The 25,113-nt window shown below is 66.7% G+C and carries 22 protein-coding genes; 12 read left to right on the forward strand and 10 right to left on the reverse strand.

Going from position 1 to position 25,113, the window contains the following annotated elements; all coding sequences use genetic code 11:
- The first annotated feature begins 31 nt into the window (after positions 1–31).
- The 4 genes from rodA (at position 32) to ACEN9N_RS00300 (ending at position 4,695) form a co-directional block, all read left to right on the forward strand.
- Positions 32–1,186 carry a rod shape-determining protein RodA gene (rodA, locus tag ACEN9N_RS00285; RefSeq protein ID WP_007831412.1) on the forward strand — a complete coding sequence of 385 codons (1,155 nt, stop codon included), beginning with the start codon at positions 32–34 and terminating at the stop codon, positions 1,184–1,186.
- A gap of 121 nt (positions 1,187–1,307) precedes the next feature.
- Positions 1,308–2,768, forward strand: a complete 1,461-nt coding sequence (gene tldD, locus ACEN9N_RS00290) for a metalloprotease TldD (RefSeq protein ID WP_413315118.1) — start codon at positions 1,308–1,310, stop codon at positions 2,766–2,768.
- Positions 2,769–2,814: 46 nt separating this feature from the next.
- Positions 2,815–3,348 carry a hypothetical protein gene (locus tag ACEN9N_RS00295; RefSeq protein WP_007831416.1) on the forward strand — a complete coding sequence of 178 codons (534 nt, stop codon included), beginning with the start codon at positions 2,815–2,817 and terminating at the stop codon, positions 3,346–3,348.
- A 228-nt stretch (positions 3,349–3,576) separates the two neighbouring features.
- A complete protein-coding gene (locus ACEN9N_RS00300; RefSeq protein WP_495655124.1) occupies positions 3,577–4,695 on the forward strand; it encodes a 3-deoxy-7-phosphoheptulonate synthase in 1,119 nt (372 codons plus the stop codon).
- Here ACEN9N_RS00300 and ACEN9N_RS00305 read toward each other — a convergent pair.
- Together ACEN9N_RS00305 and mpl are read right to left on the reverse strand one after the other, a co-directional pair.
- A complete protein-coding gene (locus ACEN9N_RS00305) occupies positions 4,692–5,201 on the reverse strand; it encodes a cupin domain-containing protein (protein ID WP_007831420.1) in 510 nt (169 codons plus the stop codon). The two genes, ACEN9N_RS00300 and ACEN9N_RS00305, sit on opposite strands and share 4 nt — an antisense overlap.
- Positions 5,198–6,601 carry a UDP-N-acetylmuramate:L-alanyl-gamma-D-glutamyl-meso-diaminopimelate ligase gene (gene mpl, locus ACEN9N_RS00310; protein WP_495655125.1) on the reverse strand — a complete coding sequence of 468 codons (1,404 nt, stop codon included), beginning with the start codon at positions 6,599–6,601 and terminating at the stop codon, positions 5,198–5,200. Before mpl ends, ACEN9N_RS00305 begins: the two co-directional genes overlap by 4 nt.
- A 111-nt stretch (positions 6,602–6,712) precedes the next feature.
- Here mpl and ACEN9N_RS00315 point away from each other — a divergent pair, with 111 nt between their 5' ends.
- From ACEN9N_RS00315 to ACEN9N_RS00345, 7 genes are all read left to right on the forward strand, one after another.
- The gene (locus ACEN9N_RS00315; RefSeq protein WP_413333377.1) at positions 6,713–7,309 is read left to right on the forward strand and encodes a hypothetical protein; all 597 of its coding nucleotides are present in this window, start codon (positions 6,713–6,715) and stop codon (positions 7,307–7,309) included.
- Positions 7,310–7,855, forward strand: a complete 546-nt coding sequence (locus ACEN9N_RS00320) for a TlpA family protein disulfide reductase (RefSeq protein ID WP_495655126.1) — start codon at positions 7,310–7,312, stop codon at positions 7,853–7,855. It abuts the gene before it with no gap.
- Between the two features lie 100 nt (positions 7,856–7,955).
- Positions 7,956–8,426 carry an acetyl-CoA carboxylase biotin carboxyl carrier protein gene (accB, locus tag ACEN9N_RS00325; RefSeq protein WP_495655127.1) on the forward strand — a complete coding sequence of 157 codons (471 nt, stop codon included), beginning with the start codon at positions 7,956–7,958 and terminating at the stop codon, positions 8,424–8,426.
- Positions 8,427–8,428: 2 nt separating this feature from the next.
- Positions 8,429–9,778: an acetyl-CoA carboxylase biotin carboxylase subunit gene (gene accC, locus ACEN9N_RS00330; RefSeq protein ID WP_007831429.1), complete on the forward strand. Its 1,350-nt coding sequence runs from the start codon at positions 8,429–8,431 to the stop codon at positions 9,776–9,778.
- Positions 9,779–9,792: 14 nt separating this feature from the next.
- Positions 9,793–10,677 carry a 50S ribosomal protein L11 methyltransferase gene (gene prmA / locus ACEN9N_RS00335; RefSeq protein WP_413315114.1) on the forward strand — a complete coding sequence of 295 codons (885 nt, stop codon included), beginning with the start codon at positions 9,793–9,795 and terminating at the stop codon, positions 10,675–10,677.
- Between the two features lie 55 nt (positions 10,678–10,732).
- The gene (locus tag ACEN9N_RS00340) at positions 10,733–12,076 is read left to right on the forward strand and encodes a zinc-ribbon and DUF3426 domain-containing protein (protein WP_495655128.1); all 1,344 of its coding nucleotides are present in this window, start codon (positions 10,733–10,735) and stop codon (positions 12,074–12,076) included.
- A gap of 62 nt (positions 12,077–12,138) precedes the next feature.
- Entirely contained in the window at positions 12,139–13,041 is a 903-nt protein-coding gene (locus tag ACEN9N_RS00345; protein WP_413315112.1) for a carbohydrate kinase family protein, read from the forward strand.
- 82 nt (positions 13,042–13,123) lie between these two features.
- Here ACEN9N_RS00345 and ACEN9N_RS00350 read toward each other — a convergent pair whose 3' ends face one another.
- From ACEN9N_RS00350 to ACEN9N_RS00385, 8 genes are all read right to left on the reverse strand, one after another.
- Entirely contained in the window at positions 13,124–13,630 is a 507-nt protein-coding gene (locus tag ACEN9N_RS00350) for a histone H1-like DNA-binding protein (RefSeq protein ID WP_413315111.1), read from the reverse strand.
- A gap of 196 nt (positions 13,631–13,826) precedes the next feature.
- Positions 13,827–15,029: a ribonucleotide-diphosphate reductase subunit beta gene (locus ACEN9N_RS00355; protein WP_413315110.1), complete on the reverse strand. Its 1,203-nt coding sequence runs from the start codon at positions 15,027–15,029 to the stop codon at positions 13,827–13,829.
- Positions 15,030–15,214: 185 nt separating this feature from the next.
- Entirely contained in the window at positions 15,215–18,130 is a 2,916-nt protein-coding gene (locus ACEN9N_RS00360) for a ribonucleoside-diphosphate reductase subunit alpha (RefSeq protein WP_007831437.1), read from the reverse strand.
- 349 nt (positions 18,131–18,479) lie between these two features.
- Complete coding sequence (gene ampD, locus ACEN9N_RS00365) at positions 18,480–19,103, reverse strand: 1,6-anhydro-N-acetylmuramyl-L-alanine amidase AmpD (RefSeq protein ID WP_007831439.1); 624 nt, start codon at positions 19,101–19,103, stop codon at positions 18,480–18,482.
- Positions 19,090–20,655 (reverse strand): sigma-54-dependent transcriptional regulator, encoded by a 1,566-nt coding sequence (locus tag ACEN9N_RS00370; RefSeq protein ID WP_495655129.1) that lies wholly within the window; start codon positions 20,653–20,655, stop codon positions 19,090–19,092. Before ACEN9N_RS00370 ends, ampD begins: the two co-directional genes overlap by 14 nt.
- A gap of 5 nt (positions 20,656–20,660) precedes the next feature.
- On the reverse strand, positions 20,661–22,358 hold the full coding sequence (locus tag ACEN9N_RS00375; protein ID WP_007831441.1) for a two-component system sensor histidine kinase NtrB: 1,698 nt from the start codon (positions 22,356–22,358) through the stop codon (positions 20,661–20,663).
- Complete coding sequence (locus ACEN9N_RS00380) at positions 22,355–22,615, reverse strand: PP0621 family protein (RefSeq protein WP_413315107.1); 261 nt, start codon at positions 22,613–22,615, stop codon at positions 22,355–22,357. The genes ACEN9N_RS00375 and ACEN9N_RS00380 overlap by 4 nt, the downstream gene beginning before the upstream one ends.
- The gene (locus tag ACEN9N_RS00385; protein WP_007831443.1) at positions 22,612–23,424 is read right to left on the reverse strand and encodes a cytochrome C assembly family protein; all 813 of its coding nucleotides are present in this window, start codon (positions 23,422–23,424) and stop codon (positions 22,612–22,614) included. The genes ACEN9N_RS00380 and ACEN9N_RS00385 overlap by 4 nt, the downstream gene beginning before the upstream one ends.
- A gap of 184 nt (positions 23,425–23,608) precedes the next feature.
- On the opposite strand from ACEN9N_RS00385, the gene ffh reads away from it, so the two are divergent.
- Positions 23,609–24,997, forward strand: a complete 1,389-nt coding sequence (ffh, locus tag ACEN9N_RS00390) for a signal recognition particle protein (RefSeq protein WP_056597394.1) — start codon at positions 23,609–23,611, stop codon at positions 24,995–24,997.
- Positions 24,998–25,113 lie beyond the last annotated feature (116 nt).

The following is a 25,113-nucleotide window of genomic DNA, read 5'->3' on the forward strand; positions in this document are numbered from 1 at the left end:
GGGGCTGGCGGGGCAGGGATAATCCGCCCCCATGTCTGCCGTGTTCAACCAGCCCTCCCTGGCGCGTCGCATCGCGCCCATCTTCCAGGGCTTCGACGGCTTTCTGGCCTTCGCCGTGCTGCTGCTCGCGTTCGCCGGGCTGCTGACCATGTATTCCTCCGGCTACGACCACGGCTCGCGCTTCGTCGACCATGGCCGCAACATGCTGCTGGCCGGCTTCATCATGTTCGCGGTGGCGCAGGTGCCGCCGCAGCGGCTGATGCTGGCGGCCGTGCCGCTCTACACGATGGGCGTGGCCCTGCTGGTGGCGGTGGCGCTGTTCGGCATCACCAAGAAGGGCGCCACGCGCTGGATCAACGTGGGCGTCGTGATCCAGCCCAGCGAAATCCTGAAGATCGCGATGCCGCTGATGCTGGCCTGGTGGTTCCAGCGGCGCGAGGGCCAGCTGCGGCCACTCGATTTCGTGGTGGCGACGGTGCTGCTGGCGGTGCCGGTCGGCCTCATCATGAAGCAGCCCGACCTCGGCACCTCGCTGCTGGTGCTGGCGGCCGGGCTGGCGGTGATCTTCTTTGCCGGGCTGCCATGGAAGCTGATCGTGCCGCCGGTGCTGATCGGCGCGGTGGCCGTCACGCTGATCGTGGGTTTCGAGTCGAGGCTGTGCGCCGACGGGGTCGACTGGCGCGTGCTGCACGACTACCAGAAGCAGCGCGTGTGCACGCTGCTCGACCCCAGCAAGGACCCGCTGGGCAAGGGCTTCCACATCATCCAGGGGATGATCGCCATCGGTTCGGGCGGGGTGGGCGGCAAGGGCTTCATGCAGGGCACCCAGACGCACCTCGAGTTCATTCCCGAGCGCACCACCGACTTCATCTTTGCCGCGTATTCCGAGGAGTTCGGGCTGATGGGCAACCTGGCGCTGATCTCGGCCTTCATCCTGCTGGTCTTTCGCGGGCTGGTCATCGCGACCAACGCGGCCACCCTGTTCTCGCGCCTGCTGGCGGGAGCGGTGACGATGATTTTCTTCACCTATGCCTTCGTGAACATGGGCATGGTCAGCGGCATTTTGCCGGTGGTGGGGGTGCCGCTGCCGTTCATCAGCTACGGCGGCACCGCCATGGTGACGCTGGGGCTGGGGCTGGGCATCCTGATGTCCATCGCCCGGGCCCGAAAACTGGCTCAAAGCTAGCGCACCCCCAGGCCAGGAACATCGGGGAACCGGCCTTGCCGGGCCTCTGGTGTCCCCGGCAGGGGGAAGGCGAAGCGACGCGAAGTGCGCGCAGCCTGGGGGCGAGCCATAGAATCCTGAAATGATCTCTCGCGAACCCACCATCGAGCGCCTCGCCACGGCGCAACAGCTCCTGCTCACGCCGTTCGGACTCGACGAATCGCACCTGAGCAAGGCCTTGGCCGAGATCACCGCGCACCGGGTGGACGACGCCGACCTGTACTTCCAGTACACCCGCAGCGAAGGCTGGAGCCTCGAAGAGGGCATCGTCAAGACCGGCAGCTTCAGCATCGACCAGGGCGTTGGCGTGCGCGCGGTCAGTGGCGAGAAAACCGCCTTCGCTTACTCCGACGATATTTCCGAAGCCTCGCTGCTCGACGCGGCGCGCACGGTCCGCTCCATTTCCTCCGCTGGCCGCACCGGCCGCGTGAAGACGGCGACCCGCAAGATCGCCTCCAGCCGCTCGCTCTACGACGGCATCGACCCCATCGCCACGCTCGACAGCACCGCCAAGGTGAAGCTGCTCGAAAAGGTCGAAAAACTGGCCCGCTCGCGCGATCCGCGCGTCGCGCAGGTCATGGCCGGCCTCGCAAGCGAATACGACGTGGTGCTCGTGGCCCGCGCCGACGGCACGCTGGCCGCCGACGTGCGCCCGCTGGTGCGCCTGTCGGTCACCGTGATCGCCGAGCAGAACGGCCGTCGCGAAATCGGCTCCGGTGGTGGCGGCGGGCGTTTCGGCCTGGCCTATTTCACCGACGAGCAGATCGCCGAATACGTCGACCACGCCGTGAAGGCCGCGCTGACCAACCTCGACGCGCGCCCGGCCCCGGCCGGCGAAATGACCGTGGTGCTCGGCTCCGGCTGGCCCGGCATCCTGTTGCACGAGGCCATCGGCCACGGGCTCGAGGGCGACTTCAACCGCAAGGGCTCCAGCGCATTCTCGGGCCGCATCGGCCAGCGCGTGGCGGCCAAGGGCGTCACCGTGCTCGACGACGGCACCATTGCCGACCGCCGCGGCTCGCTCAACGTCGACGACGAGGGCAACGCCAGCCAGCGCAACGTGCTGATCGAGGACGGCATCCTCAAGGGCTACATCCAGGATGCGCTCAACGCGCGCCTCATGAAGGTCAAGCCCACCGGCAACGGCCGCCGCGAGAGCTACGCCCACGTGCCGATGCCGCGCATGACGAACACCTACATGCTCGGCGGCGACAAGGACCCGAAGGAAATCGTCGCCAGCATCAAGAAGGGCCTGTACGCCACCAACTTCGGCGGCGGGCAGGTCGACATCACGAGCGGCAAGTTCGTGTTCTCGGCCAGCGAGGCCTACTGGGTCGAGAACGGCAAGATCCAGTACCCCGTGAAGGGCGCGACCATCGTGGGCAACGGCCCCGACGCGCTCACCCGCGTGACCATGATCGGCAACGACATGGCGCTCGACTCCGGCGTCGGCACCTGCGGCAAGGAAGGCCAGAGCGTGCCCGTGGGCGTCGGCCAGCCGACCCTGCGCATCGATGGTTTGACCGTAGGCGGAACGGCCTGAGAGCTTGCTAAGCTGCGCTCCTTCACAAACTAGGAAGGAGCTTTCGATGATGAGGATCAGGATCAATTCGTCCGCGACCCTGTGGGCCGTGACTGCAGCGGTGGCGCTGGCAGGCGCAGGCTGCGCGTCGCGCGGCGGCAGCCAGGGCGCGGCTGCGCCGGCACCCGCGGCCGCTCCCGCCGCACCGGCCCGCGGCGGCGCGAAGGCCGGCATGGATGCCCAGGGCAACGTGGTCGATTCCTCCAAGGTCGAGGCTGGCAGCGGCCGCACCGTCAAGGGCCTGAACGGCTACGAAGGCGAGATCACCGGCAACCCGGCGCGCAACAGCAAGTTCGCGCGCCTGCAGATCGGCATGAGCGCCAGGCAGGTCACGGACCTCGCGGGCCCGCCGACCGACCAGGGGGCCTACGTCACCGGCAAGGCCTTCATTCCGTTCTATTTCGGCAGCGACCGCCACCGCTACGAAATGACCTACAAGGGGCAGGGGCGGCTGGTCTTCGCGGGCGGCGGCATGGGCGACTATTCCAGCGGCAACCTGATCTGGATCATCCACAACCCGAACGAATCGGGCTACCGATAAACAACGCACGTCCCGGCCGCTTGACCGGGATTTTTCTTTCCGTGCTACATTTCGCCTCCATGTCCGCTCTTCGCGCTTATTTCTTTGCCTACTTTTGGTTCCCGGTTTCCGGCGGACGAGAGGCGAGCGCGTAAAGCAAACGAACACCCTCCCAAAACCGCCGGTGGCCTCAAGCCCCCGGCGGTTTTTTTATGCCCTGACGACATTCACTCCAACAAGGAAGCACCCATGAGCACGAACACTGCCCCCGCCAGCGACAGCTGGTATGCGAGCGTCGAAAAAACCAGCAAGACCGACGACGAACGCATCAAGGACATCAACGTGCTGCCCCCTCCCGAACATCTGATCCGCTTCTTCCCGATCCGCGGCACGCCGGTCGAAACGCTGATCGAAGGCACGCGCCGCAGCATCCACAACATCATGGCCGGCAAGGACGACCGGCTGCTGGTGATCATGGGTCCCTGCTCGATCCATGACCCGGCCGCCGCGCTCGAATACGCCCGCCGCCTCAAGATCGAGCGCGAGAAATACGCCGGCACGCTCGAGATCGTGATGCGCGTGTACTTCGAGAAGCCGCGCACGACGGTCGGCTGGAAGGGCCTCATCAACGACCCGTACCTCGACGAGAGCTTCCGCATCGACGAAGGCCTGCGCATCGCGCGCCAGCTGCTGATCGACATCAACCGCCTGGGCCTGCCGGCGGGCAGCGAGTTCCTCGACGTGATCTCGCCGCAGTACATCGGCGACCTGATTTCCTGGGGCGCCATCGGCGCGCGCACCACCGAAAGCCAGGTGCACCGCGAACTGGCCTCGGGCCTGTCGGCTCCGATCGGCTTCAAGAACGGCACCGACGGCAACATCCGCATCGCCACCGACGCCATCCAGGCGGCGGCGCGCGGCCATCACTTCCTGTCGGTGCACAAGAATGGCCAGGTCGCCATCGTGCAGACCAACGGCAACCGCGACTGCCACGTGATCCTGCGTGGCGGCAAGGCGCCGAACTACGACGCCGCCAGCGTCGAGGCCGCCTGCAAGGACCTGGAAGCCGCCAAGCTGCCGCCCACGCTGATGGTCGACTGCAGCCACGCCAACAGCTCAAAGCAGCACCAGAAGCAGATCGACGTGGCGAAGGACATCGCTGCGCAGATCGCCGGCGGCTCCAACCGCGTGTTCGGCGTGATGGTCGAAAGCCACCTGCAGCCGGGCGCCCAGAAGTTCACGCCGGGCAAGGACCAGCTGTCGGGCCTCGAGTACGGCAAGAGCATCACCGACGCCTGCATCGGCTGGGACGATTCGGTGCAGGTGCTCGACACGCTCTCGCAAGCGGTCAAGCAGCGCCGGGGTTAAAGCATTTCGGCCAGGTCGGGCCAGTGGTGCCGCATCGACGCAGCCTCGCTGCTGTCGGTCGGGACCATCGAGAAGTCGGCGAAATCGAAGCCCGGCCCGACCATGCAGGCGACCAGCGTGTAGTCGCCCGAGCTGTGGCCCTGAATCGGCCGGGCGGCCTGCCATTGGCCGGCGGGCACCACGTGCTGGGGGCGCGTGCCGTGTACATCGACCGGGCCCAGCTTCACGTGGGCCGGCGCCGTGCGCATCGCGGCGTCGCAGGTCCACAGTGCCAGCGGCACGCCTTCAAGATGAACCCAGACCTCGTCGGACAGCACCCGATGCCAGCGCGAATGCTGGTTTGCTTCGAGCAGGAAGTAGATGCTGGTCAGCGCGCTGCGGGGCGCGCGGCCGTCGACGGGCTCCACGCTGGCGGGCGATCGGAACACCTCGGCATACCAGCCGCCCTCGGGGTGGGGCTGGAGCTTCAGGGCGTCGATCAGCTCACGCGCGCGCATGGCGCTCATGATGCGTGGGTGGCGCGTAGCGCCGCAAGCAGTTTGTCGTGCACGCCGCCGAAGCCGCCGTTGCTCATGCAGACGATGTGATCGCCCGGCCGGGCGGCGGCCACGACCTGCCTCACGAGCGGCTCGATGGCCCCGGCCACCTGCGCGCGCGCGCCCATCGGCGCAAGCGCCGCCGCCGCGTCCCAGTCGAGCCCCGTCGTGTGGCAGAACGACAGGTCGGCCGACTCCAGGCTCCACGGCAACTGCGCTGCCATGACGCCCAGCTTCATCGTGTTGCTGCGCGGTTCGAAGGCCGCGAGGATGCGCTCACTTTGCTTGCCGGCCGCGTCGAGCTTCTGGCGCAGGCCGTCGAGCGTGGTGCGGATGGCCGTCGGATGATGCGCGAAATCGTCGTAGACCGTGATCGCCCCGCCGTTGTGCTCGACCGTGCCGCGCAGTTCCATGCGCCGGCGCACATTGCGGAAGCTGCCCAGCGCCCGGGCCGCTTCGGCCGGCGCCACACCCACGTGCTCGGCCGCGGCGATGGCGGCCAGCGCATTCATCTGGTTGTGCAGGCCCGAGAGCTCCCATTCGACCCGGCCGACGACTTCGCCCCGCTGCAGCACGTCGAAGGCGTCGTGCGAGCCGCGCGCCTGCCATTCGCCGCCGGCACCGAAGCGCGCGAGTTCGCTCCAGCAGCCCAGGGCCAGCACGCGCTGCAGGCTTTCTTCGGCAGCGTTCACCACCACCCGGCCGGTGCCCGGCACCGTGCGCACGAGGTGATGAAACTGGCGTTCGATGGCGGCAAGATCGTCGAAGATGTCGGCATGATCGAACTCGAGGTTGTTCAGCACGGCGGTGCGCGGCCGGTAGTGCACGAACTTGCTGCGCTTGTCGAAGAAGGCCGTGTCGTACTCGTCGGCCTCGATCACGAAGGCAGGGCCGTCGCCCAACCGGGCCGAGACGCCGAAGTCCAGCGGCACGCCGCCCACCAGGAAGCCGGGTGCCTTGCCGCCTTTTTCCAGCACCCAGGCCAGCATCGACGTGGTCGTCGTCTTGCCATGCGTGCCGGCCACGGCCAGCACATGGCGGCCCAGCAGCACGTGTTCGGCCAGCCATTGCGGGCCGCTGGTGTAGGGCTTGCCGGCGTCGAGGATGGCCTCCATCAGCGGGAACTTGGGGCTGCCGTCAGGCAGCCGCGCCCGGGACACCACGTTGCCGACCACGAACATGTCCGGTGCCAGGGAGAGCTGCTCGGCGCCGAAACCCTCGATCAGGTCGATGCCGAGGGCGCGCAGCTGGTCGCTCATCGGCGGGTACACGCCGGCGTCGCAGCCCGTGACCCGGTGGCCTGCCTCGCGCGCCAGGGCGGCCACGCCGCCCATGAACGTGCCGCAGATACCCAGAATATGAATGTGCATCGGTCGATTCTAGGGAAGCGGCATGCCGCGCCCGTGCCGGGGCCGCGTGTTTTTCCCGCTCTTCGTACTGATGTTCATGTGAGGGGCGCCCGCTGCGGGCAAAATGCCCCGATGGACACGTCCAAGCGTGAAATTGCCGCTGCTGCTGCCCGCCTCGTCGTCGAGGAGGGGCTGGAATACGGCCCGGCCAAGCGCCGGGCCCTGCGCGACCTGGGCCTTTCGGCGCGCACCGCGCTGCCGAACAACGACGAGGTCGAGGCCGAGGTGCGCGAGTACATCGAGCTTTTCTGCGCCGATACCCAGCCTCAGGAACTGCATGTGTTGCGGCTGCTCGCGCTCGAGTGGATGGAGCGCATGGCCGCGTTCCGCCCCCATGTGGGCGGTGCCGTGTGGCACGGAACGGCGACACGGTTGTCGGATATTTATATTCAGTTGTTCTGCGATGACTCCAAATCGGCCGAAATCGCCTTAATTGATCACCATGTGGACTATGAGCCGCGCATGGTGACCGGCTTCCACGGCGAGCAGGTCGAGGCCCTGAGCGTGCATGCTCCGAGCCGCGTGCTCGGCGAGGAGATCGGTGTGCACCTGCTGGTCTACGACCTCGACGACCTGCGCGGTGCCCTGAAGCCCGACGCCCAGGGGCGCGCGCCGCGGGGCGACCTGGCTGCGCTGCGCCGACTGATCGAACAAGAAAAGGACAAGTGAATGATTTCTTCGCCCACCCGACGCGGCATGCTTTATGCCGGCGTGGCGGCAGCGGCTGCGGCCGCCGGGTTTGGCGGCGCCTGGTGGAAGGAGCGCAGCAGCGGCGCGGGCGGTGAGATGCTCGACGCGGCCTTCTGGGCCCAGAGTTTCGAGCGGCCGGAGGGTGGTGACCTCGTGCTGTCGAGCTTGCGCGGCAAGCCGCTGCTGCTCAACTTCTGGGCGACGTGGTGCCCGCCATGCGTCGAGGAAATGCCCCTGATCGACGCCTTTTTCCGCGAACAGGGTGCTAATGGCTGGCAAGTGGTCGGATTGGCCATCGACCAGCCGAGTGCCGTGCGCAAGTTTCTGCAGCGTACGCCGGTGACCTATCCGACGGGCCTGGCCGGCTTGCAGGGCACGGAGCTGGTCAAGAATCTAGGCAACACGGGCGGCGGTTTGCCCTTCACGCTGGTCCTGAATGCGAACGGCTCCGTGGCCGCCCGTAAAATGGGCAAGCTCGATGCTGCCGACCTGAACACTTGGCGGCGTGAACTGGTTCACGGTTAGAATCACTTCCTTACGCTGGCGTTAGACGCCGAAAGCCGAAAATCACCGATTTTCGAACAAGTTATATCCTGAAGACCGGCTCAGCCGGCACTGGAGTCCCATGGATCTGCGCAAACTCAAGACACTGATCGATTTGGTGTCCGAATCGAATATTTCCGAACTGGAAATCACGGAAACCGAAGGCAAGGTTCGCATCGTCAAGGGCGGTGGTGCCGCCCCCGTGCAGTATGTGCAAACCCTGGCAGCGCCTCAGGCGGCCGCTGCACCGGCAGTCACCGCTGGTGCTCCGGCGGCATCCGCCGTGGCCGGCGCACCGGCAGCCGAAGCCGCCCCGACAGGCCATGCCGTGAAGTCGCCGATGGTCGGCACCTTCTACCGTTCGTCCAGCCCGGGCGCCCCGGCGTTCGTCGAGGTCGGCAGTAAGGTCACCGAGGGCGACACCGTCTGCATCATCGAAGCGATGAAGATCCTCAACGAAATCGAAGCCGACAAATCCGGCACGATCACCCAGATCCTCGGCGAAAACGGCCAGGCGGTCGAATACGGACAGCCGCTGTTCATCATCGAGTGACCATGTTCAAGAAGATTCTGGTTGCGAACCGGGGGGAGATTGCACTCCGGATTCAGCGTGCCTGCAGTGAACTCGGCATCAAGGCCGTGATGGTCTATTCCGAGGCTGACCGCGAAGCGAAGTACGTCAAGCTCGCCGAAGAAGCGGTGTGCATCGGTCCGGCCCCGTCGGCGCAGAGCTACCTCAACATGCCGGCGATCATTTCGGCGGCCGAAGTGACCGACGCCGAAGCCATCCACCCCGGCTATGGCTTCCTGAGCGAGAACGCGAACTTTGCCGAGCGCGTGGAGCAAAGCGGTTTCCAGTTCATCGGCCCGACGCCCGACAACATCCGCACGATGGGCGACAAGGTGTCGGCCAAGCAGGCCATGATCAAGGCCGGCGTGCCGTGCGTGCCCGGCTCCGAGGGCGAACTCTCGGACGACGCCGCCACCAACAAGCGCATCGCGCGTGCCATCGGCTACCCGGTCATCATCAAGGCGGCGGGCGGCGGCGGTGGCCGCGGCATGCGCGTGGTGCACACCGAGGCGGCGCTGGTCAATGCGATCCAGATGACCAAGGCGGAAGCCGGCGCGGCCTTCAGCAACCCGGCCGTGTACATGGAGAAGTTTCTCCAGAACCCGCGCCACATCGAGATCCAGATCCTCGCGGACAAGCACAAGAACGCGGTCTACCTGGGCGAGCGCGACTGCTCCATGCAGCGCCGCCATCAGAAGGTGATCGAGGAATCGCCCGCCCCGGGCATTCCGCGCAAGCTGATCGAGAAGATCGGCGAACGCTGCGCTGCCGCCTGCAAGAAGATCAACTACCGCGGCGCCGGCACCTTCGAGTTTCTCTACGAAAACGGCGAGTTCTATTTCATCGAGATGAACACGCGCGTGCAGGTGGAGCACCCGGTGACGGAGTTCACCACGGGCATCGACATCGTCAAGACGCAGATCATGGTCGCGGCCGGCGAGAAGCTGCCGTTCACGCAGCGCCAGATCCAGATGCACGGCCATGCCATCGAGGTGCGCATCAATGCCGAGGACGCGTGGAAGTTCACGCCGTCGCCAGGCCGCATCACGATGTGGCATCCGCCGGGCGGCCCGGGCGTTCGCGTCGATTCGCACGCGTACACCAACTACTTCGTGCCGCCGAACTACGACTCGATGATCGGCAAGATCATCGTCTACGGCGACACGCGCGAGCAGGCCATGGCCCGCATGCGCACGGCGCTCAACGAGACCGTGATCGAAGGCATCCAGACCAACATTCCGCTGCACCGCGAACTGATGGTCGATTCCAAGTTCATGACGGGCGGCACCAACATCCACTACCTCGAAGAGTGGCTGGCTGCGCACAAGCGCTGACCCGGGACGTCGCGATGTTCGAACTCCGCCTGATGGCGCCGGAAGACCGGGTCGAAACGCTCGGTGAAGCGCTCGATGCACTCGATGCATTGAGCGTGTCGGTGGAAGACGCCGACGCGCAGACCGATGCAGAGCAGGCACTGTTCGGCGAACCGGGCATGCCGCCGCCGAAAGAAGGCTGGCAGCGTTCGCGCGTGATCGCGCTGTTCCCCAACGAGGCGCTCGCGAAAGAGGCCGCGTCGGTGCTGGTGCTGCAGGACTTCTTCGAAGGCTGCGAGGTGCTCGGCATCGCGCCCGTGCCCGAGCAGGACTGGGTACGCCTCACGCAATCGCAATTCGCGCCGGTCGAGATCACGCCCGAGTTCTGGATCGTGCCGACGTGGCACGAGCCGCCCGGGCAGGCCAGGCAGGTGATCCGGCTAGACCCCGGCCTGGCCTTCGGCACCGGCACGCATCCCACCACGCGCATGTGCCTGCGATGGATCGCCACGCAAGGCACGCTCGGCAACCAGCGCGTGCTCGACTACGGCTGCGGCTCCGGCATTCTCGCGATCGGTGCGGCGAAGTTCGGTGCAGCCGAGATCGACGCCGTCGACATCGATGAAGCCGCGGTCTCCTCGACCCGGCTCAATGCCGAGGCCAACGGCGTCCGGCTGAACGCCGGCCTGCCCGAAGCGGCCAAGGGCCACTACGACACCGTGCTCGCCAACATCCTGGCCACGCCGCTCAAGGTGCTCGCGCCGCTGCTGCGCAGCCATGTGAGGGCGGGTGGATCGCTGGTGCTGGCCGGCATTCTCGAGCGCCAGGCCGACGAGTTGAAGGAAGCCTACGCGCCTTACGCCGCGCTCGAAGTCAGCGACACCGAGGACGGCTGGATCCTCATGACCGCGCGCTGCTGAGCCACCGCATCGCGCCCCTCTCGCGGCGAGGGCGCAACCCTACAATCGCCCGGTCATGAGTCTCGTCACGCGCTGCCCTGCCTGCACCACCACCTTCAAGGTGGTGCGCGACCAGCTTCGCATTTCGGACGGCTGGGTGCGCTGTGGCCGGTGCAGCCACGTGTTCGACGCCACGCTCGATCTGCACGAGGCGCCAGATGGCGCCCCGGCAAATGCGTCGCCGCCGGTGCCGGGTGGCGGCTACATGCCGGGACTGGTCGAATCTTCCCCGGAGTCCGAAGCGACGCCCCCTCCGGAACGCCGGAAGCCGGCGGAAGATGCGGATTTCGTCGGCGACGAGCCCGAGCCACAACCTCTGCACACGCTGCCACCGGGAGTTCCGGCATCCGCACCGTCACCTGCGGCTGTGTCGCCGCCGGCGTTCTCGCTGTCATTGCCCGAACACGGCATTGACGAGCCGTGGTCCGACCTCGACGCCAGCGAACCCGCGTGGAAGCCGCCGCCGAGCACGCTGCCACCGTTTCCGAACATCGACCTGAACCTCGCTTCGCCGCCCCCAGCGCCGTCGCCTCCGGCACCGCCGCTGCCCATTGCCTCGCGCATCAGGACGCGCGCGCTGATCGAGCATGCGAGCATCGACGACGATGGGGAGGGGGAGCGCCAGCAGCAAGAGAAGGACCATGACCAGGTGCAGATGCAGAAAGCGCTGCGCCGGGCCCGCATCAAGTCGGCCAAGATCGCGAGCGCCAAGGCCCGCGAGGAGCGTGCAGCCGCGAAGGCGCCGGCCGTGGTGGTGCAATCCGAGAGCGAAAGCGAGCCTGCCCCTGCGTTCTCCTCGGACTTGGAGCTGCCGGTGGGCCATCCCCTCGCGGACGAGGACGAGCTTGCCGAGAAGGCGCCCGGCTTCTGGCAGCGCAAGGGTGTGCGCATCGTGCTGATCTTGCTGGCGGTGCTCGCCGTGCTGCTGCTCGTCGTTCAGGTCATTCGCCATGAGCGCGACGGCATCGCGGCGCGCCAGCCGAACCTGCGGCCTGCCCTCGCGGCGCTGTGCCAGCACACCGGCTGCGAACTCGCTGCCCTGCGCCAGATTGGCGACATCGTCATCGAAGGCGCGGCCTTCGCGCGTGAGAAGAGCGGAGGCAACGACTACCGCCTGAGCTTCACCCTGCGCAATGGCGCGACCGTGCCGCTCGCCATGCCGGCCGTCGAGCTCTCGCTGCTCGACACGCAGGAGCGCGCCGTGGTGCGTCGCGTGCTGATGCCGGCGGACTATGGCGCGCCGGCAGTACCGCCGGCCCGCGCCGACCGCGCGGCCTCGCTGCCCCTGGCCTTGTCCGCCTCGGAGGCCGCGGCGCTGCCACCCATCGCGGGCTATCGCGTCGAGGCTTTCTATCCCTGAGCGGCGGCGCCTGCCTGCACGCGTCCTTTTTCCTCCCCAATTCTTTTATCAACGGTGCACCCATGGCAGCAGTGATTTGCGGTTCCCTCGCATTCGACACCATCATGACTTTCGAGGGCCGGTTCGCCGACCAGATCCTTCCGGACCAGTTGCACATTCTCAATGTGTCGTTCCTGGTGCCGACCCTGCGTCGTGACTTCGGCGGCTGCGCGGGCAACATCGCCTACAGCCTCAATGCATTGGGAGGTACCGCGCTGCCCATGGCCACGCTCGGCAGCGACGGCGCGTCGTACCTCGAGCGCATGCGCTCGCTGGGCATCGATACCGGGTTCGTGCGCCAGCTCGACGACACCTTCACCGCGCAGGCGATGATCATGAGCGACGTCGACAACAACCAGATCACCGCCTTCCACCCCGGAGCGATGCAGCAGGCGCACATCACGAAAGTGGCGGCGCGTGACGATATCAAGCTCGGCATCATCGCGCCCGATGGCCGCGACGCGATGCTGCAGCACGCGGAGCAGTTCGCCGCCGCGGATGTCCCGTTCGTGTTCGATCCGGGCCAGGGCCTGCCGATGTTCGACGGCGAGGCGCTGCGCCATTTCGTCGACCTTGCGAGCTGGGTTGTGGTGAACGACTACGAAGGCAAGATGCTTTCGCAGCGCACCGGCTGGAGCCTGGCCGAGATCTCGAAGCGCGTGCGCGGCCTGGTCGTTACGCTGGCGGCCGAGGGCTGCGAGGTATGGACCGATGGCGAGCGCGAGCATGTGCCTGGCGTGGTCGCGACCGAAGTGGTCGAGCCCACGGGTTGCGGCGACGCCTGGCGCGGCGCGCTGCTGTTCGGTCTGGAAAAGGGTTGGCCGCTGGCGCGATGCGCCGCACTTGGCAACAAGGTCGGTGCGCTCAAGATCGCGCAGCGCGGCCCGCAGAACTACGAGATCGACCGAAAGGCCCTGGGTCTCTGATCTTCCTTCTTCCCGAAGCACCAATAAAAAAGCCCGGCACCGCAAGGTACCGGGCTTTGCGCCTTCAAGGCCGCTGAGAAGCTCAGGGCTTGCTGGCCGTGGGGAACGGCCAGGCTGCCTGGGGATTCAGCGTCGTTTGCGCTGCAGGGGCAGGCGCTACGGCTGCGGCCTTGGCGGGCGCAGCGGCCTTGGGAGCCTTCTTCGCAGCAGGCTTCTTGGCAGCAGGCTTTTTCGCGGCTTTCTTGGCCGCGGCCTTTTTCGCAGGCGCCTTCTTGGCAGCAGCCTTCTTCGCAGGGGCCTTCTTCGCGGCTGCCTTCTTGGCAGGAGCCTTCTTCGCCGCCGCCTTCTTGGCAGGAGCCTTCTTCGCTGCGGCCTTCTTGGCCGGAGCCTTCTTGGCCGGTGCTGCCTTCTTCGCGGCTACCTTCTTGGCAGGCGCCTTCTTGGCGGCTACCTTCTTCGCTGCGACCTTCTTGGCCGGAGCCTTCTTCGCAGCTACCTTCTTGGCGGGAGCCTTCTTGGCTGCGACCTTCTTGGCCGGAGCCTTCTTTGCAGCGGCTTTCTTAGCCGGCGCTTTCTTTGCAGTTGCCATTTCTATTTCTCCTTGATCAAGTTGAAAAAATCAACCTATTGAAGCACTCCACGCACGTTGGGTAGCGTGAAGCGATTCATGGCGTTGGAATCTGAGCCCAGCACCATGAACACCTGAGCCCTCGTCCATGCCGCGCTCTTCGGCGCGATCGGTGGCAAGGGCAATTCTTGAATTCATTAATTATTGTCGGAAAGATTCAATCCCAGGAGAGCGCACCACCCGACTGGTACTCGATCACGCGGGTTTCGAAAAAGTTGCGCTCTTTCTTCAGGTCAATCATTTCGCTCATCCAGGGGAAGGGATTTTCTTCGTTCGGGAAGAGCGTTTCGAGGCCGATCTGCTGCGCACGCCGATTGGCGATGTACCGCAGGTAGCCCTTGAACATGGAGGCGTTCATGCCGAGCACGCCGCGAGGCATGGTGTCTTCGGCGTATTTGTATTCGAGCTCGACGGCGCGCATGAAGAGCGCCTTGATCTCGGCCTTGAACTCCGCCGTCCACAGGCCGGGGTTCTCGAGCTTGAGCTGATTGATCAGGTCGATGCCGAAATTGCAGTGCATCGACTCGTCGCGCAGGATGTACTGGTACTGCTCGGCGGCGCCGGTCATCTTGTTCTGGCGGCCGAGCGCAAGGATCTGCGTGAAGCCGACGTAGAAGAACAGGCCCTCCATCAGGCAGGCGAACACGATGAGCGATTTGAGCAGCGTCTGGTCGGTCTCGTGCGTGCCGGTCTTGAAGAGCGGGTCGCTGATGGCTTCGATGAACGGGATCAGGAACTGGTCCTTCTCGCGGATCGACGGCACTTCGTTGTAGGCGTTGAAGATCTCGCTCTCGTCCAGGCCGAGCGACTCGACGATGTACTGGTACGCGTGCGTGTGGATCGCTTCCTCGAAGGCCTGGCGCAGCAGGAACTGGCGGCATTCGGGCGCCGTGATGTGGCGGTAGGTGCCCAGCACGATGTTGTTGGCGGCCAGCGAGTCGGCGGTCACGAAGAAGCCGAGGTTGCGCTTGACGATGCGGCGCTCGTCTTCGGTCAGGCCGTTCGGGTCTTTCCAGAGCGCGATGTCGCGCGTCATGTTCACTTCCTGCGGCATCCAGTGGTTGGCGCAGGTGGCGAGGTACTTTTCCCAGGCCCATTTGTACTTGAACGGCACCAGCTGGTTGACGTCGGTCTGACCGTTGATGATGCGCTTGTCGGAAGCCTTGACGCGCTGGGCGACGGGTGCCGCGGCACGCATCGCGTGTTGCTGCGCAAGCTGTGCAGTTTGCGCGAGCGACGAAGTCGGAGCATCCACCACACGGCCTGCGGGCGAACCGCTGGTCGATGCGTTGTGGTGCTGCAATCCTTGCTGCATATCCTTTGGTAAGGAGGGCTTGACTTCTTCGTCCCAGGTCAACATAGAAAAATCCAATGCTCAATTATCGGAGCAACGCGTGAGAGTTGCAAAGTGCTCGTTCACACCGTGCTCCATTTATGTGGTTGTTATGTTGCTCGCATGCGTCGCGCGGTGTCGGTCAATGCCTCGATTGACCGAACGCCGCGCGATTTTTTTCTTCGCACGCGCCTCGCTGATTCAGCGCAGCGTCACTGGCACGCTTCGCAGGTCGGATCGTCGACACCGCAGAACGCGATGTCGGTGGCGGGCATCGCGCTCATCTGCGCCTTCGCTGCGGCAGCGGCGGCTTCGAGTGCGCTCATGCCCGAGGGTGCGTCGTTGCCCGACGACACTGCGTTGAGACGGCCCGATTGCACCGTCGATTTTTCGGCGTGCGTCGCGCTCTGCGTGCGCAGGTAGTACGTGGTCTTCAGGCCGCGCACCCATGCGAGCTTGTAGGTGTCGTCGAGCTTCTTGCCCGATGCGCCGGCCATGTAGATGTTCAGCGACTGCGCCTGGTCGATCCACTTCTGGCGGCGCGCGGCGGCCTCCACCAGCCATGTCGTTTCGACTTCGAACGCGGTGGCGTAGAGCGCCTTCACGTCCTGCGGCACGCGGTCGATGGGGCGCAGCGAGCCGTCAAAGTGCTTCAGGTCCATGACCATCACGTCGTCCCACAGGCCCAGGCGCTTCAGGTCGCGCACCAGGTAGTGGTTGATCACGGTGAATTCGCCCGACAGGTTCGACTTGACCGACAGGTTGCCGAAGCAGGGCTCGATCGAAGCGTCCACGCCGATGATGTTCGAGATGGTCGCGGTCGGGGCGATGGCCACGCAGTTCGAATTGCGCATGCCGTCGGCCTTGATCTTCTGGCGCAGCGTGTCCCAGTCGAGGGTGGCCGAGCGGTCGACCTCGACGTAGCCGCCGCGGGCCTTCTCGAGCAGGTCGAGCGAGTCGATCGGCAGGATGCCCTTGTCCCACAGCGAGCCCTTGTAGCTCGAGTACTTCCCGCGTTCGCGGGCCAGCTCGGTCGAGGCCCAGTAGGCGTGGTAGCAGATGGCTTCCATCGACTCGTCGGCGAACTGCACGGCTTCCTGCGAGGCGTAGGGAATGCGCAGTTCGTACAGCGCGTCCTGGAAGCCCATCAGGCCCAGGCCGACCGGACGGTGGCGCAGGTTGGAGTCGCGCGCCTTCTTCACGGCGTAGTAGTTGATGTCGATCACGTTGTCGAGCATGCGCATCGCGGTCGAGATCGTGCGCTTGAGCTTTTCCTGGTCGACCTTGCCGTCCTTCAGGTGCTGCAGCAGGTTCACCGAACCCAGGTTGCAGACGGCGGTTTCGGTGTCGCTGGTGTTCAGCGTGATCTCGGTGCAGAGGTTCGACGAGTGCACCACGCCGGCGTGCTGCTGCGGCGAGCGCACGTTGCAGGCGTCCTTGAACGTGATCCAGGGGTGGCCGGTCTCGAACAGCATCGTGAGCATCTTGCGCCACAGGTCGGTCGCCTGGATGGTGCGCGCGGGCTTGATGTCGCCGCGGGCAGCCTTCTCTTCGTAGGCCACGTAGGCCTTTTCGAAGTCGGCGCCGAACAGGTCGTGCAGGTCGGGCACGTTGGAGGGCGAGAACAGCGTCCAGGTGCCCTTTTCCATCACGCGGCGCATGAACAGGTCGGGAATCCAGTTGGCAGTGTTCATGTCGTGCGTGCGGCGGCGGTCGTCGCCGGTGTTCTTGCGCAGCTCCAGGAACTCCTCGATGTCGAGGTGCCAGGTTTCCAGGTACGTGCAGACCGCGCCCTTGCGCTTGCCGCCCTGGTTCACGGCCACGGCCGTGTCGTTCACCACCTTCAGGAACGGCACCACGCCCTGCGATTCGCCGTTCGTGCCCTTGATGTGGCTGCCCAGCGCGCGCACGCGGGTCCAGTCGTTGCCCAGGCCGCCGGCGAACTTCGAGAGCAGGGCGTTTTCCTTGATCGACTCGTAGATGCCGTCCAGGTCGTCGGGCACGGTGGTCAGGTAGCAGCTCGACAGCTGCGAGCGCAGCGTGCCGGCGTTGAACAGGGTGGGCGTGCTCGACATGAAGTCGAACGACGACAGCACTTCATAGAACTCGATGGCGCGGGCTTCGCGGTCGATTTCGTTCAGCGACAGGCCCATGGCCACGCGCATGAAGAACGCCTGCGGCAGCTCGATGCGGGTCTTGCGCACATGCAGGAAGTAGCGGTCGTACAGCGTCTGCAGGCCAAGGTAGTCGAACTGGTTGTCGCGCTCGGCCTTCAGGGCGGCGCCCAGGCGGGGCAGGTCGTACTGCAGCAGTTTCTCGTCGAGCAGCTCGTTCTCGACGCCCTTCTTGATGAACTGCGGGAAGTAGTCGGCGTAGGCGGTGGCGCGCTCGACCGGCATCACTTCGCGGCCGATGATTTCCTTGAAGATCGTGTGCAGCAGCAGGCGCGCGGTGGCGAAGGTGTAGTCGGGGTCCTTCTCGATCAGCGTGCGGGCTGCGAGGATGGACGCCTTGTAGACCTCGTCGAGCGGCACGCCGTCGTACAGGTTGCGCATCGTCTCGGCGACGATCGGCGCGGCCGTGATGCTGTCGCCCAGGCCTTCACAGGCGGACTCGATCAGGCCCTTGAGTTCGTTCAGGTCGAGCGCGACCAGTTCGCCGTTGTCCAGCACGTGCAGCGCGGGCGCGGCCGGCACGTCCTGTTCGCCCTGCTTCGAACGCTCTTGCGAGCGGCGCTCGCGGTACAGCACGTAGGCGCGGGCGATTTCATGGTGGCCGCCGCGCATCAGGCCGAGCTCGACCTGGTCCTGCACGTCCTCGATGTGGAAGGTGCCGCCGCCCGGACGCGAACGCACCAGCGCGCGGATCACACCCTGCGTGAGCACATCGACCGTTTCGCGCACGCTGGCGGAAGCCGCGCCCTGGGTGCCGTGCACGGCCAGGAAGGCCTTCATCATCGCGATCGCGATCTTGTTCGGCTCGAAGGGAACAACGGCGCCGTTGCGCCGGATGATCTGGTAGTGGGCGAGGTTCTGGCCGCTGGGGGAGCCAGCAGTGTCTCGCTGCTGTTGCAGTGACGTCGAGGGAACGGCACGCGGGGTCGATTGGGGGTTCAGGGCTGTTTGCATTCGCTTCCTCTCGGTTGGCAATTCTTGTTGGATGGCGGCGCCTGGTCGGGGCACCGCGCCGGTGTGGATGACCGGACGGAGGACACTATATCTAGGGTGCCGGGGGTCTACAAGCCACTACAGGTAGTGTTTTGCGGCAATTTTTGGTAGTAGGGGTAACTATCTAGGCATCGGCACGGCCGTCGATGCCGCGTGGACACTGGACTATGGTCGCGCAACCCGCATGGAGCTTGGCTTGCAAGACGATTTGGGCCTGCAGGGCGCATGGTTGCTGCATCGCGCGTTCGCAACTTTCGTACTGCTGCGCTGCACGAGTGGCGCATCGCGGGGCGCCGGGCGATTGAAAAAATTAGCGCTGCGTCACCTGCGGCGGAAACATCTGTGGATTCCAGCCGAGCTGTTCGCGCAGCCGACGCCACTCGAAGCCCGCGCCTGGGTCCTGCTTGCGGCCCGGCGCGATGTGCTCGTGGCCGGCGATGTGCGCGATCGGATAGTGCTGCGCGACCGCTGCGCACAGGCTCGCTAGCGTCTCGTATTGCGGCTCGTCGAACGGCTGGCCCTCGAGTCCTTCGAGCTCGATGCCGACGGAGTCATCGTTGCAGTTGCCGCGGCCGCGCCACGACGATGCGCCGGCGTGCCAGGCACGGTCGTCGCAACTCACGAACTGCCAGAGTTCGCCGTTGCGGCGCACGTAGAAATGAGAGGACACCTCGAGCCCGCGGATCGACTGGAAATAGGGGTGCGCGTCCCAGTCGAGCTGGTTGGTGAAGAGCCGCTGCACCGCATCGCCGCCGTATTCGCCGGGCGGCAGGCTGATCGAGTGCAGCACGATGAGGTCGGTCTGCGCGCCAGCGGGCCGGGGCCCGAAGTTGGGCGAGCGCAGCGCCTTCGCGAAGCGGTACCAACCGGCTTGCCAGAGTCCGTCGTCGCCGTTGTCAGGAGCGCCGGGCGTGGGTGCTTCAGTCGTCGGCATGGTTGCTCGCGCCATCGTCGCCGTTGGGCGTGGTGATGCCCAGCCGCGCGATGCGGTAGCGGATCTGGCGCAGGCTCATGCCGAGCCGTGCGGCGGCCGCGGTGCGATTGAAGCCGCTCTCGTGCAGCGCGCGCACGAGGATTTCGCGCTCCTGCTGGTCGAGGTAGGCCTGCAGGTCGGAGGGCAGCGGCGGCGGTGCGGCCTTGGGTGGTGCGACCGGTGCCATCGGCAGCGGGGCCGGCGCGGCAGCGGATGCATCGGCGGCGGGCGACAGCGGCGCCGGCGCGGATGCCGCGGCTTCGACGGAGGCGGTGAAGCCGCCCATCAGATCGAGGTGCAGTTCGTCGCCGTCGTTCAGCGCCACCGCGCGGTGCAGCAGGTTCTCGAGCTCGCGCACGTTGCCGTTGAGCGGGTGCTGCGCGAGGCGGCGCAGCAGGTCGTCCGAAAGGTGCGGCACCGGCAGCCCGCCGTCCTGCGCGATGCGCGACAACAGCGCGGCGCACAGCGCGGGCAGGTCCTCGCGGCGCTCGCGCAATGCGGGCACCGCGATCTCGATCACGTTGAGGCGGTAGAAAAGGTCTTGCCGGAAACGGCCTGCCTGCACTTCGGCGTGCAGGTCTTTATGGGTGGCGCTCACGATGCGCACGTCGACGGCATCCTCCTGCGTCGAGCCGATCGAGCGCACGCTGCGCTCCTGGATCGCGCGCAGCAGCTTCGACTGCATGGCCAGCGGCAGGTCGCCGATCTCGTCGAGAAACAGCGTGCCGCCGCGCGCGGCCTGGAAGTAGCCGTCGCGGTCCTGCGACGAGCCGGTGTACGAGCCCTTCTTGGCACCGAAGAACTCGGCTTCGAGCAGGTTCTCGGGAATCGCGCCGCAGTTCACCGCGACGAACGGACCCTCGCTGCGCTGGCTGCAGGCATGCACCGCGCGCGCCACCAGCTCCTTGCCGGTGCCGGACTCGCCGCGTACCAGCACCGGTGCCATGCCGCGCGCCACCTTGGCGATGCGCGACTTGACGAGGCGCATGGGCTCCGACTCGCCCACGAGACGGTCGAGTGCGGCGATGCCGGTGCTGGAGGTGGCCACCACGGCGTCGCTGATGACGTTGTTGTTGACGGCGGGCGCAGCCTGCGCCAACTTGGCCGTCGGCTGCGGCGCGTGCCGCGCCTGCACCGCGGAGGCCACCACGGCGCGGAACTGCTTCAGATCGACCGGCTTCGTGAGGTAGTCGAAGGCGCCGGCCTTCAATGCTTCCACCGCGTTCTCGGCGGAGCCATAGGCCGTCATCACCACGCAGCGCTCGCTGCGCTGGTCTTTCTGGATGCGGTGGATGATTTCCATGCCTTGCCCGTCGGGCAGCCGCATGTCGGTGATCACCGCGTCGAAACGGCCGGCCTCCAGGTGCTCCCACGCTTCCGACACGCTGCCGGCGGCCTCGACGCGATAGCCCTCGCGCAGCAGCGTCAGTTCGTACAGCGTGCGCAGGTCGGGCTCGTCGTCGATGACCAGGATCTGCGCCGGCCGCTGTGTGGAAGGGGTGGAGTTGCTCACGGGCGTTATTGTGTCAGCCGGTTTTCGCTGGCGGCAAAGCTGACGAAGAATTCGTTGCCCTCGGGTCCGCCCGGCACCAGCGCGCGCCGCTCATAGCCGATGGTGGCGCCGTGCCGCCGGCACAGTTCGCGGCACAGGAACAGGCCCAGCCCGCTGGAGCGGCTCTCGGATGAGAAAAAGGGTTCGAACAGGTGCCGCTGCACCGCCGGTTCCAGCGGCGCGCCGTCGCTCCACACCATCAGGCTCGGGCGGTTGCTGCCGCCGCGCTGCTGCGCGGTCAGCACCTGGATCGAGCCTTCGCTCTTGCCGGCGTAGCGTGAGGCGTTGTCCAGCAGGTTCACGATCAGCCGGCGCAGGTGCTCGGCGTCGAAGCGCACCTCGCTGCCGGGCGCGTCGAGCGACACCAGTACGCCCTTGCGCTGGGTCTGGCGCACCCATTCCTCGGCCAGCACCTGCACCGCGGGGTCGAGCACGACCTGCTCGCCGAGCGACAGCACGCGCTGCTGGCGCGCGCGCGAGACGTCGAGCACGTCGTCCACGATGCGCGCGAGCCGCTGCGCGTTGTGCTGCACCATGCTCGTGAGCTTGCGGTGCGCGGGATCGGTCAGGTCTTCGTTGAGCAGCGCGCTGGCCTGCGTGATGGCGGCCAGCGGATTGCGGATTTCATGCGCCACGGCGGCCGACATGCGGCCCATCGCGGCCAGCTTCTCGGTGCGGATGCGGGCCTCGAGCTCGCGCAGGTCCTGCAGGAACATCACGCACAGGCTGTCGAGGCGCTGGTCGCTAGTGGGCGTGAGCCGCGTGCGCACGCGCACTTCGCGCGCCGCACCGCGCGCCTGCGCGACGGGAATTTCTTCCGTCTGCGGCGCCCGGCGCGCGAAGGTCTGGCGCGCCAGCGCGGCCAGTGCATGCCAGGCGGGCTGGGCATGCAGCGGGAACGGCAGCGTCAGCTTCGCCAGGCCCTGGCCGAGGATCGCGTCGGCCGCCGGGTTGGCCGCATGCACCAGGCCTTCGGCGTCGATCACCAGCACGCCTTCGCTCAGGGTCTCGATCACCAGGTCGTTGACCTGCGCCTGCATCTGCGCGCTGCTGCGGCTGCGCTGCGCCACGGCTTCCTCGCGCGCCAGCCGGCGGGCCATTTCGTGCGCGAGCAGCGCCACCACGAACAGCCCGGTGCCGGTGAGCGCCGCCTGCACGAAGCGTGCCGACGAATCGACCGGCTGCTGCAGCCAGTGCCAGCCCGCGTCGGCCAGCAGCAGCAGCGTGACGGTGGCGGTGGTGCCCAGGCTCACGATCATGGTGCCGAGCACCGCGCTCATGAGCACCGGCAGCGCGAACAGCGGCGTGTAGTTGACGCTGCCGCCCTGAAGCACCTGCAAGGCGGTGAAGGCGGCCAGGTCGATGCCGATGGTCAGCAGCCAGAGCGCGGCGAAGCCGCGGATCGGCGGCTGGACGCGCCTGTAGCGCATGCCCAGCCAGGTCGCGACGAGGTACAGGGCCGAGATGGCGATGGCCACCGGCTGCATCGTCTGCCCGATGGCAAAGGCCACGCCCTGCAGCAGCACCAGCACCAGCGCGACGAAGCAGCGCGCGCCCATGAAGCCGCGCCAGAGCCGGATCAGCGCCGTGCTCTCGTCCGGGTGCTGGTCGAGCACGTCCCAGTCGGTGACCGGCTCGCCGCGCGCCCAGAGCGGGGAACTCATCGCGCGGCGGCCGCTTCGCGGTGCGCAGCGCTGCAATAGACCGCGCCGCCTGGGCCGGAGATGGCGTCGGTCGCGGGCAGGTGCAGCCCGCAATGAGCGCAGCGCACCATGGCCTGCGGCGGCCCGGGCGGAGTGGGGACGCGTTGCTGTGCCTTGGCCGCACGCTCGCGCATGGCGTCGCGCATTTCTTCGCGCCGGTTCTTGCGCCAGAGCCAGATCGCGACCCAGAGCACCGCGAGAACGAGGAGGTATTTCATACGGGAGGCCGGGCCAGCACCACTTCGAACACGAAGCGGGAACCCACGTAGGCCAGCAGCAAAAGGGCGGAGCCGGCATACAGCACGCGCCGCGCCGTACGGCCGCGCCAGCCGAAGCGGGCGCGGCCGGTCAACAGGATCGCGAAGGTGAGCCAGGCGAGCACCGAGAAGGTGGTCTTGTGGTCCCACTTCCAGACACGGCCCGCGGCGCCGTACAACTGTTCGCTGAACAGCAGGCCGGCCAGCAGCGTGGCCGACAGCAGTACGAAGCCGGCTGTGACGAAACGGAAGGTGAGCCGCTCGAGCGTGAGCAGCGGCACGCCGCCCTGCGGTTCGGCGGTGGCGAGCCGGATCTGCTTTTCGGCGCGGGTGATCAGCCAGGCGTGCACGACCGCAGCGCCGAACAGGCCGTACGAGGCGATGCCGAGCGCCAGGTGCAATGGCAGCCACGGCGAGGCCGTGACATGCAGCGGCGTGCCCGGGAACAGGATGGCCAGCAGCACCGCGGCCGCGCCCAGCCAGGCCAGCGCGCGCCGTACTTTCAATTGGGGATACATGCGGCTTTCGACCGCGTAGACGGTGAGCACCAGCCACGCGGTGACCGACAGGGCGGGCGCAAAGCCGAAGCGCGGCTCGCCGCCGATGAGGCCGTGGACCAGCACGGCGGCATGCAGAAGCCATGCAATGCCGAGTGCCCACTGGGTCGATTGGCGGCTCAGTCTTGCGCCGGCAGCGGCGACAAAACCGTAGGCAGCCCCGGCGGCGATGCCCAGCGCCACGCCGAGTGGGGAGGGGATCGCTAAAATCATCGGCTGGAGTTTATCTCCCCCAGGCTTGCGCACTTCGTGCCGCAGCGCCAACCCCCTCACCGGGGGCGGCACCGGAGGCCCGGCCAAGCCGGTTCCCCGGCGTCTCGCGAAGGGGCGCAAGCCGCCGATTCAGGTACACGACTTTCCAATGACCCGCTGCGGCGGGCAGCAAGGCATCCCGCTCATGGCCACCGCCCTCACAGAAAAGTTCTCCCGCCTCGTCAAGACGATGAGCGGCCAGGCCCGCATCACCGAAAGCAACGTGCAGGACATGTTGCGCGAAGTGCGCATGGCGCTGCTGGAAGCCGACGTGGCGCTGCCCGTGGTGCGCGACTTCGTGGCCCGGGTGAAAGACAAGGCGCTCGGCCAGGAAGTGCTGGGCTCGCTCAAGCCGGGCCAGGCGCTGGTCGGCATCGTCAACCGCGAACTGGCCGCCACCATGGGCGAGGGCGTGTCCGACATCAACCTCGCGGCTCAGCCGCCGGCCGTGATCCTCATGGCCGGCCTGCAGGGCGCCGGCAAGACCACCACCACCGCCAAGCTGGCCAAGCACCTGATCGAGAAGCGCAAGAAGAAGGTGCTGACGGTGTCAGGCGACGTGTACCGCCCCGCCGCCATCGAGCAGCTCAAGACCGTCACCAAGCAGGCCGGCGCCGAATGGTTCCCGAGCACGCCCGACCAGAAGCCGCTCGACATCGCGCGCGCAGCGCTCGACCACGCCAAGCGCCACTATTTCGACGTGCTGCTGGTCGACACCGCCGGCCGCCTTGCGATCGACGAAGCGCTGATGACCGAGATCAAGCAGCTGCACGCGGCGGTCGACCCGGTCGAGACCCTGTTCGTGGTCGATGCCATGCAGGGCCAGGACGCGATCAACACCGCCAAGGCCTTCAAGGAAGCGCTGCCGCTCACCGGCATCATCCTGACCAAGACCGACGGCGATTCGCGCGGCGGTGCGGCGCTGTCGGTGCGGCAGGTCACGGGCGTGCCGATCAAGTTCGCCGGCACCAGCGAGAAGATCGACGGCCTCGAGGTATTCGATGCCGAGCGCCATGCGGGCCGCATCCTCGGCATGGGCGACATCGTCGCGCTGGTCGAGCAGGTCACGGCCGGCGTCGACGTGGCGGCGGCGCAGAAGCTCGCGGCCAAGGTCAAGAGCGGCGCGGGCTTCGACCTGAACGACTTCCTGGGCCAGCTGCAGCAGATGAAGCAGATGGGCGGGCTCTCCAGCCTGATGGACAAGCTGCCCACGCAAATGGCCGCCAAGGCGACCGAAGCCGACATGACGCGCGCCGAGCGCGACATCCGCCGCAAGGAAGGGATCATCCAGAGCATGACCCCGCTGGAGCGCCGCAAGCCTGAGCTGTTGAAGGCCACGCGCAAGCGCCGCATCGCGGCCGGCGCCGGCGTGCAGGTTCAGGAGGTGAACCGCCTGCTCAACGAGTTCGAGCAGATGCAGGGGATGATGAAGAAGATGAAGGGCGGCGGCCTCATGAAGATGATGAAGAAGATGGGCGGCATGAAGGGCATGGGCGGGATGGGCGGCCCTGGTGGCCCGAAGCTGCCGTTCTGAGCGAACGCCACACGCACATATATATATAAGAAGGCCCGCCGATTCGCACCGGCGGGCCTTCTGTCTTCAGGGCTGCACTTCGTAGACCTGCTGCGCCTCGGCGGCTGCGTGCAGGT

Source organism: Variovorax sp. Varisp46 (genome assembly GCF_059491885.1).

Bases quoted from the DNA above. Each gene is read 5' to 3' on its own strand.
- ACEN9N_RS00305 (WP_007831420.1), bottom strand. From the start codon at position 5,201: ATGAGCGCCATGCGCGCGCGTGAGCTGATCGACGCCCTGAAGCTCCAG.
- ampD (WP_007831439.1), bottom strand. From the start codon at position 19,103: ATGCCGACGACTGAAGCACCCACGCCCGGCGCTCCTGACAACGGCGAC.
- ACEN9N_RS00375 (WP_007831441.1), bottom strand. From the start codon at position 22,358: ATGAGTTCCCCGCTCTGGGCGCGCGGCGAGCCGGTCACCGACTGGGAC.
- ACEN9N_RS00360 (WP_007831437.1), bottom strand. From the start codon at position 18,130: ATGCAAACAGCCCTGAACCCCCAATCGACCCCGCGTGCCGTTCCCTCG.
- ACEN9N_RS00320 (WP_495655126.1), top strand. From the start codon at position 7,310: ATGATTTCTTCGCCCACCCGACGCGGCATGCTTTATGCCGGCGTGGCG.
- ACEN9N_RS00295 (WP_007831416.1), top strand. From the start codon at position 2,815: ATGATGAGGATCAGGATCAATTCGTCCGCGACCCTGTGGGCCGTGACT.
- ACEN9N_RS00340 (WP_495655128.1), top strand. From the start codon at position 10,733: ATGAGTCTCGTCACGCGCTGCCCTGCCTGCACCACCACCTTCAAGGTG.
- ACEN9N_RS00350 (WP_413315111.1), bottom strand. From the start codon at position 13,630: ATGGCAACTGCAAAGAAAGCGCCGGCTAAGAAAGCCGCTGCAAAGAAG.
- tldD (WP_413315118.1), top strand. From the start codon at position 1,308: ATGATCTCTCGCGAACCCACCATCGAGCGCCTCGCCACGGCGCAACAG.
- ACEN9N_RS00345 (WP_413315112.1), top strand. From the start codon at position 12,139: ATGGCAGCAGTGATTTGCGGTTCCCTCGCATTCGACACCATCATGACT.
- prmA (WP_413315114.1), top strand. From the start codon at position 9,793: ATGTTCGAACTCCGCCTGATGGCGCCGGAAGACCGGGTCGAAACGCTC.
- ACEN9N_RS00300 (WP_495655124.1), top strand. From the start codon at position 3,577: ATGAGCACGAACACTGCCCCCGCCAGCGACAGCTGGTATGCGAGCGTC.
- ACEN9N_RS00385 (WP_007831443.1), bottom strand. From the start codon at position 23,424: ATGATTTTAGCGATCCCCTCCCCACTCGGCGTGGCGCTGGGCATCGCC.
- accC (WP_007831429.1), top strand. From the start codon at position 8,429: ATGTTCAAGAAGATTCTGGTTGCGAACCGGGGGGAGATTGCACTCCGG.
- ACEN9N_RS00380 (WP_413315107.1), bottom strand. From the start codon at position 22,615: ATGAAATACCTCCTCGTTCTCGCGGTGCTCTGGGTCGCGATCTGGCTC.
- ACEN9N_RS00355 (WP_413315110.1), bottom strand. From the start codon at position 15,029: ATGTTGACCTGGGACGAAGAAGTCAAGCCCTCCTTACCAAAGGATATG.
- accB (WP_495655127.1), top strand. From the start codon at position 7,956: ATGGATCTGCGCAAACTCAAGACACTGATCGATTTGGTGTCCGAATCG.
- ACEN9N_RS00315 (WP_413333377.1), top strand. From the start codon at position 6,713: ATGGACACGTCCAAGCGTGAAATTGCCGCTGCTGCTGCCCGCCTCGTC.
- ffh (WP_056597394.1), top strand. From the start codon at position 23,609: ATGGCCACCGCCCTCACAGAAAAGTTCTCCCGCCTCGTCAAGACGATG.
- mpl (WP_495655125.1), bottom strand. From the start codon at position 6,601: ATGCACATTCATATTCTGGGTATCTGCGGCACGTTCATGGGCGGCGTG.
- rodA (WP_007831412.1), top strand. From the start codon at position 32: ATGTCTGCCGTGTTCAACCAGCCCTCCCTGGCGCGTCGCATCGCGCCC.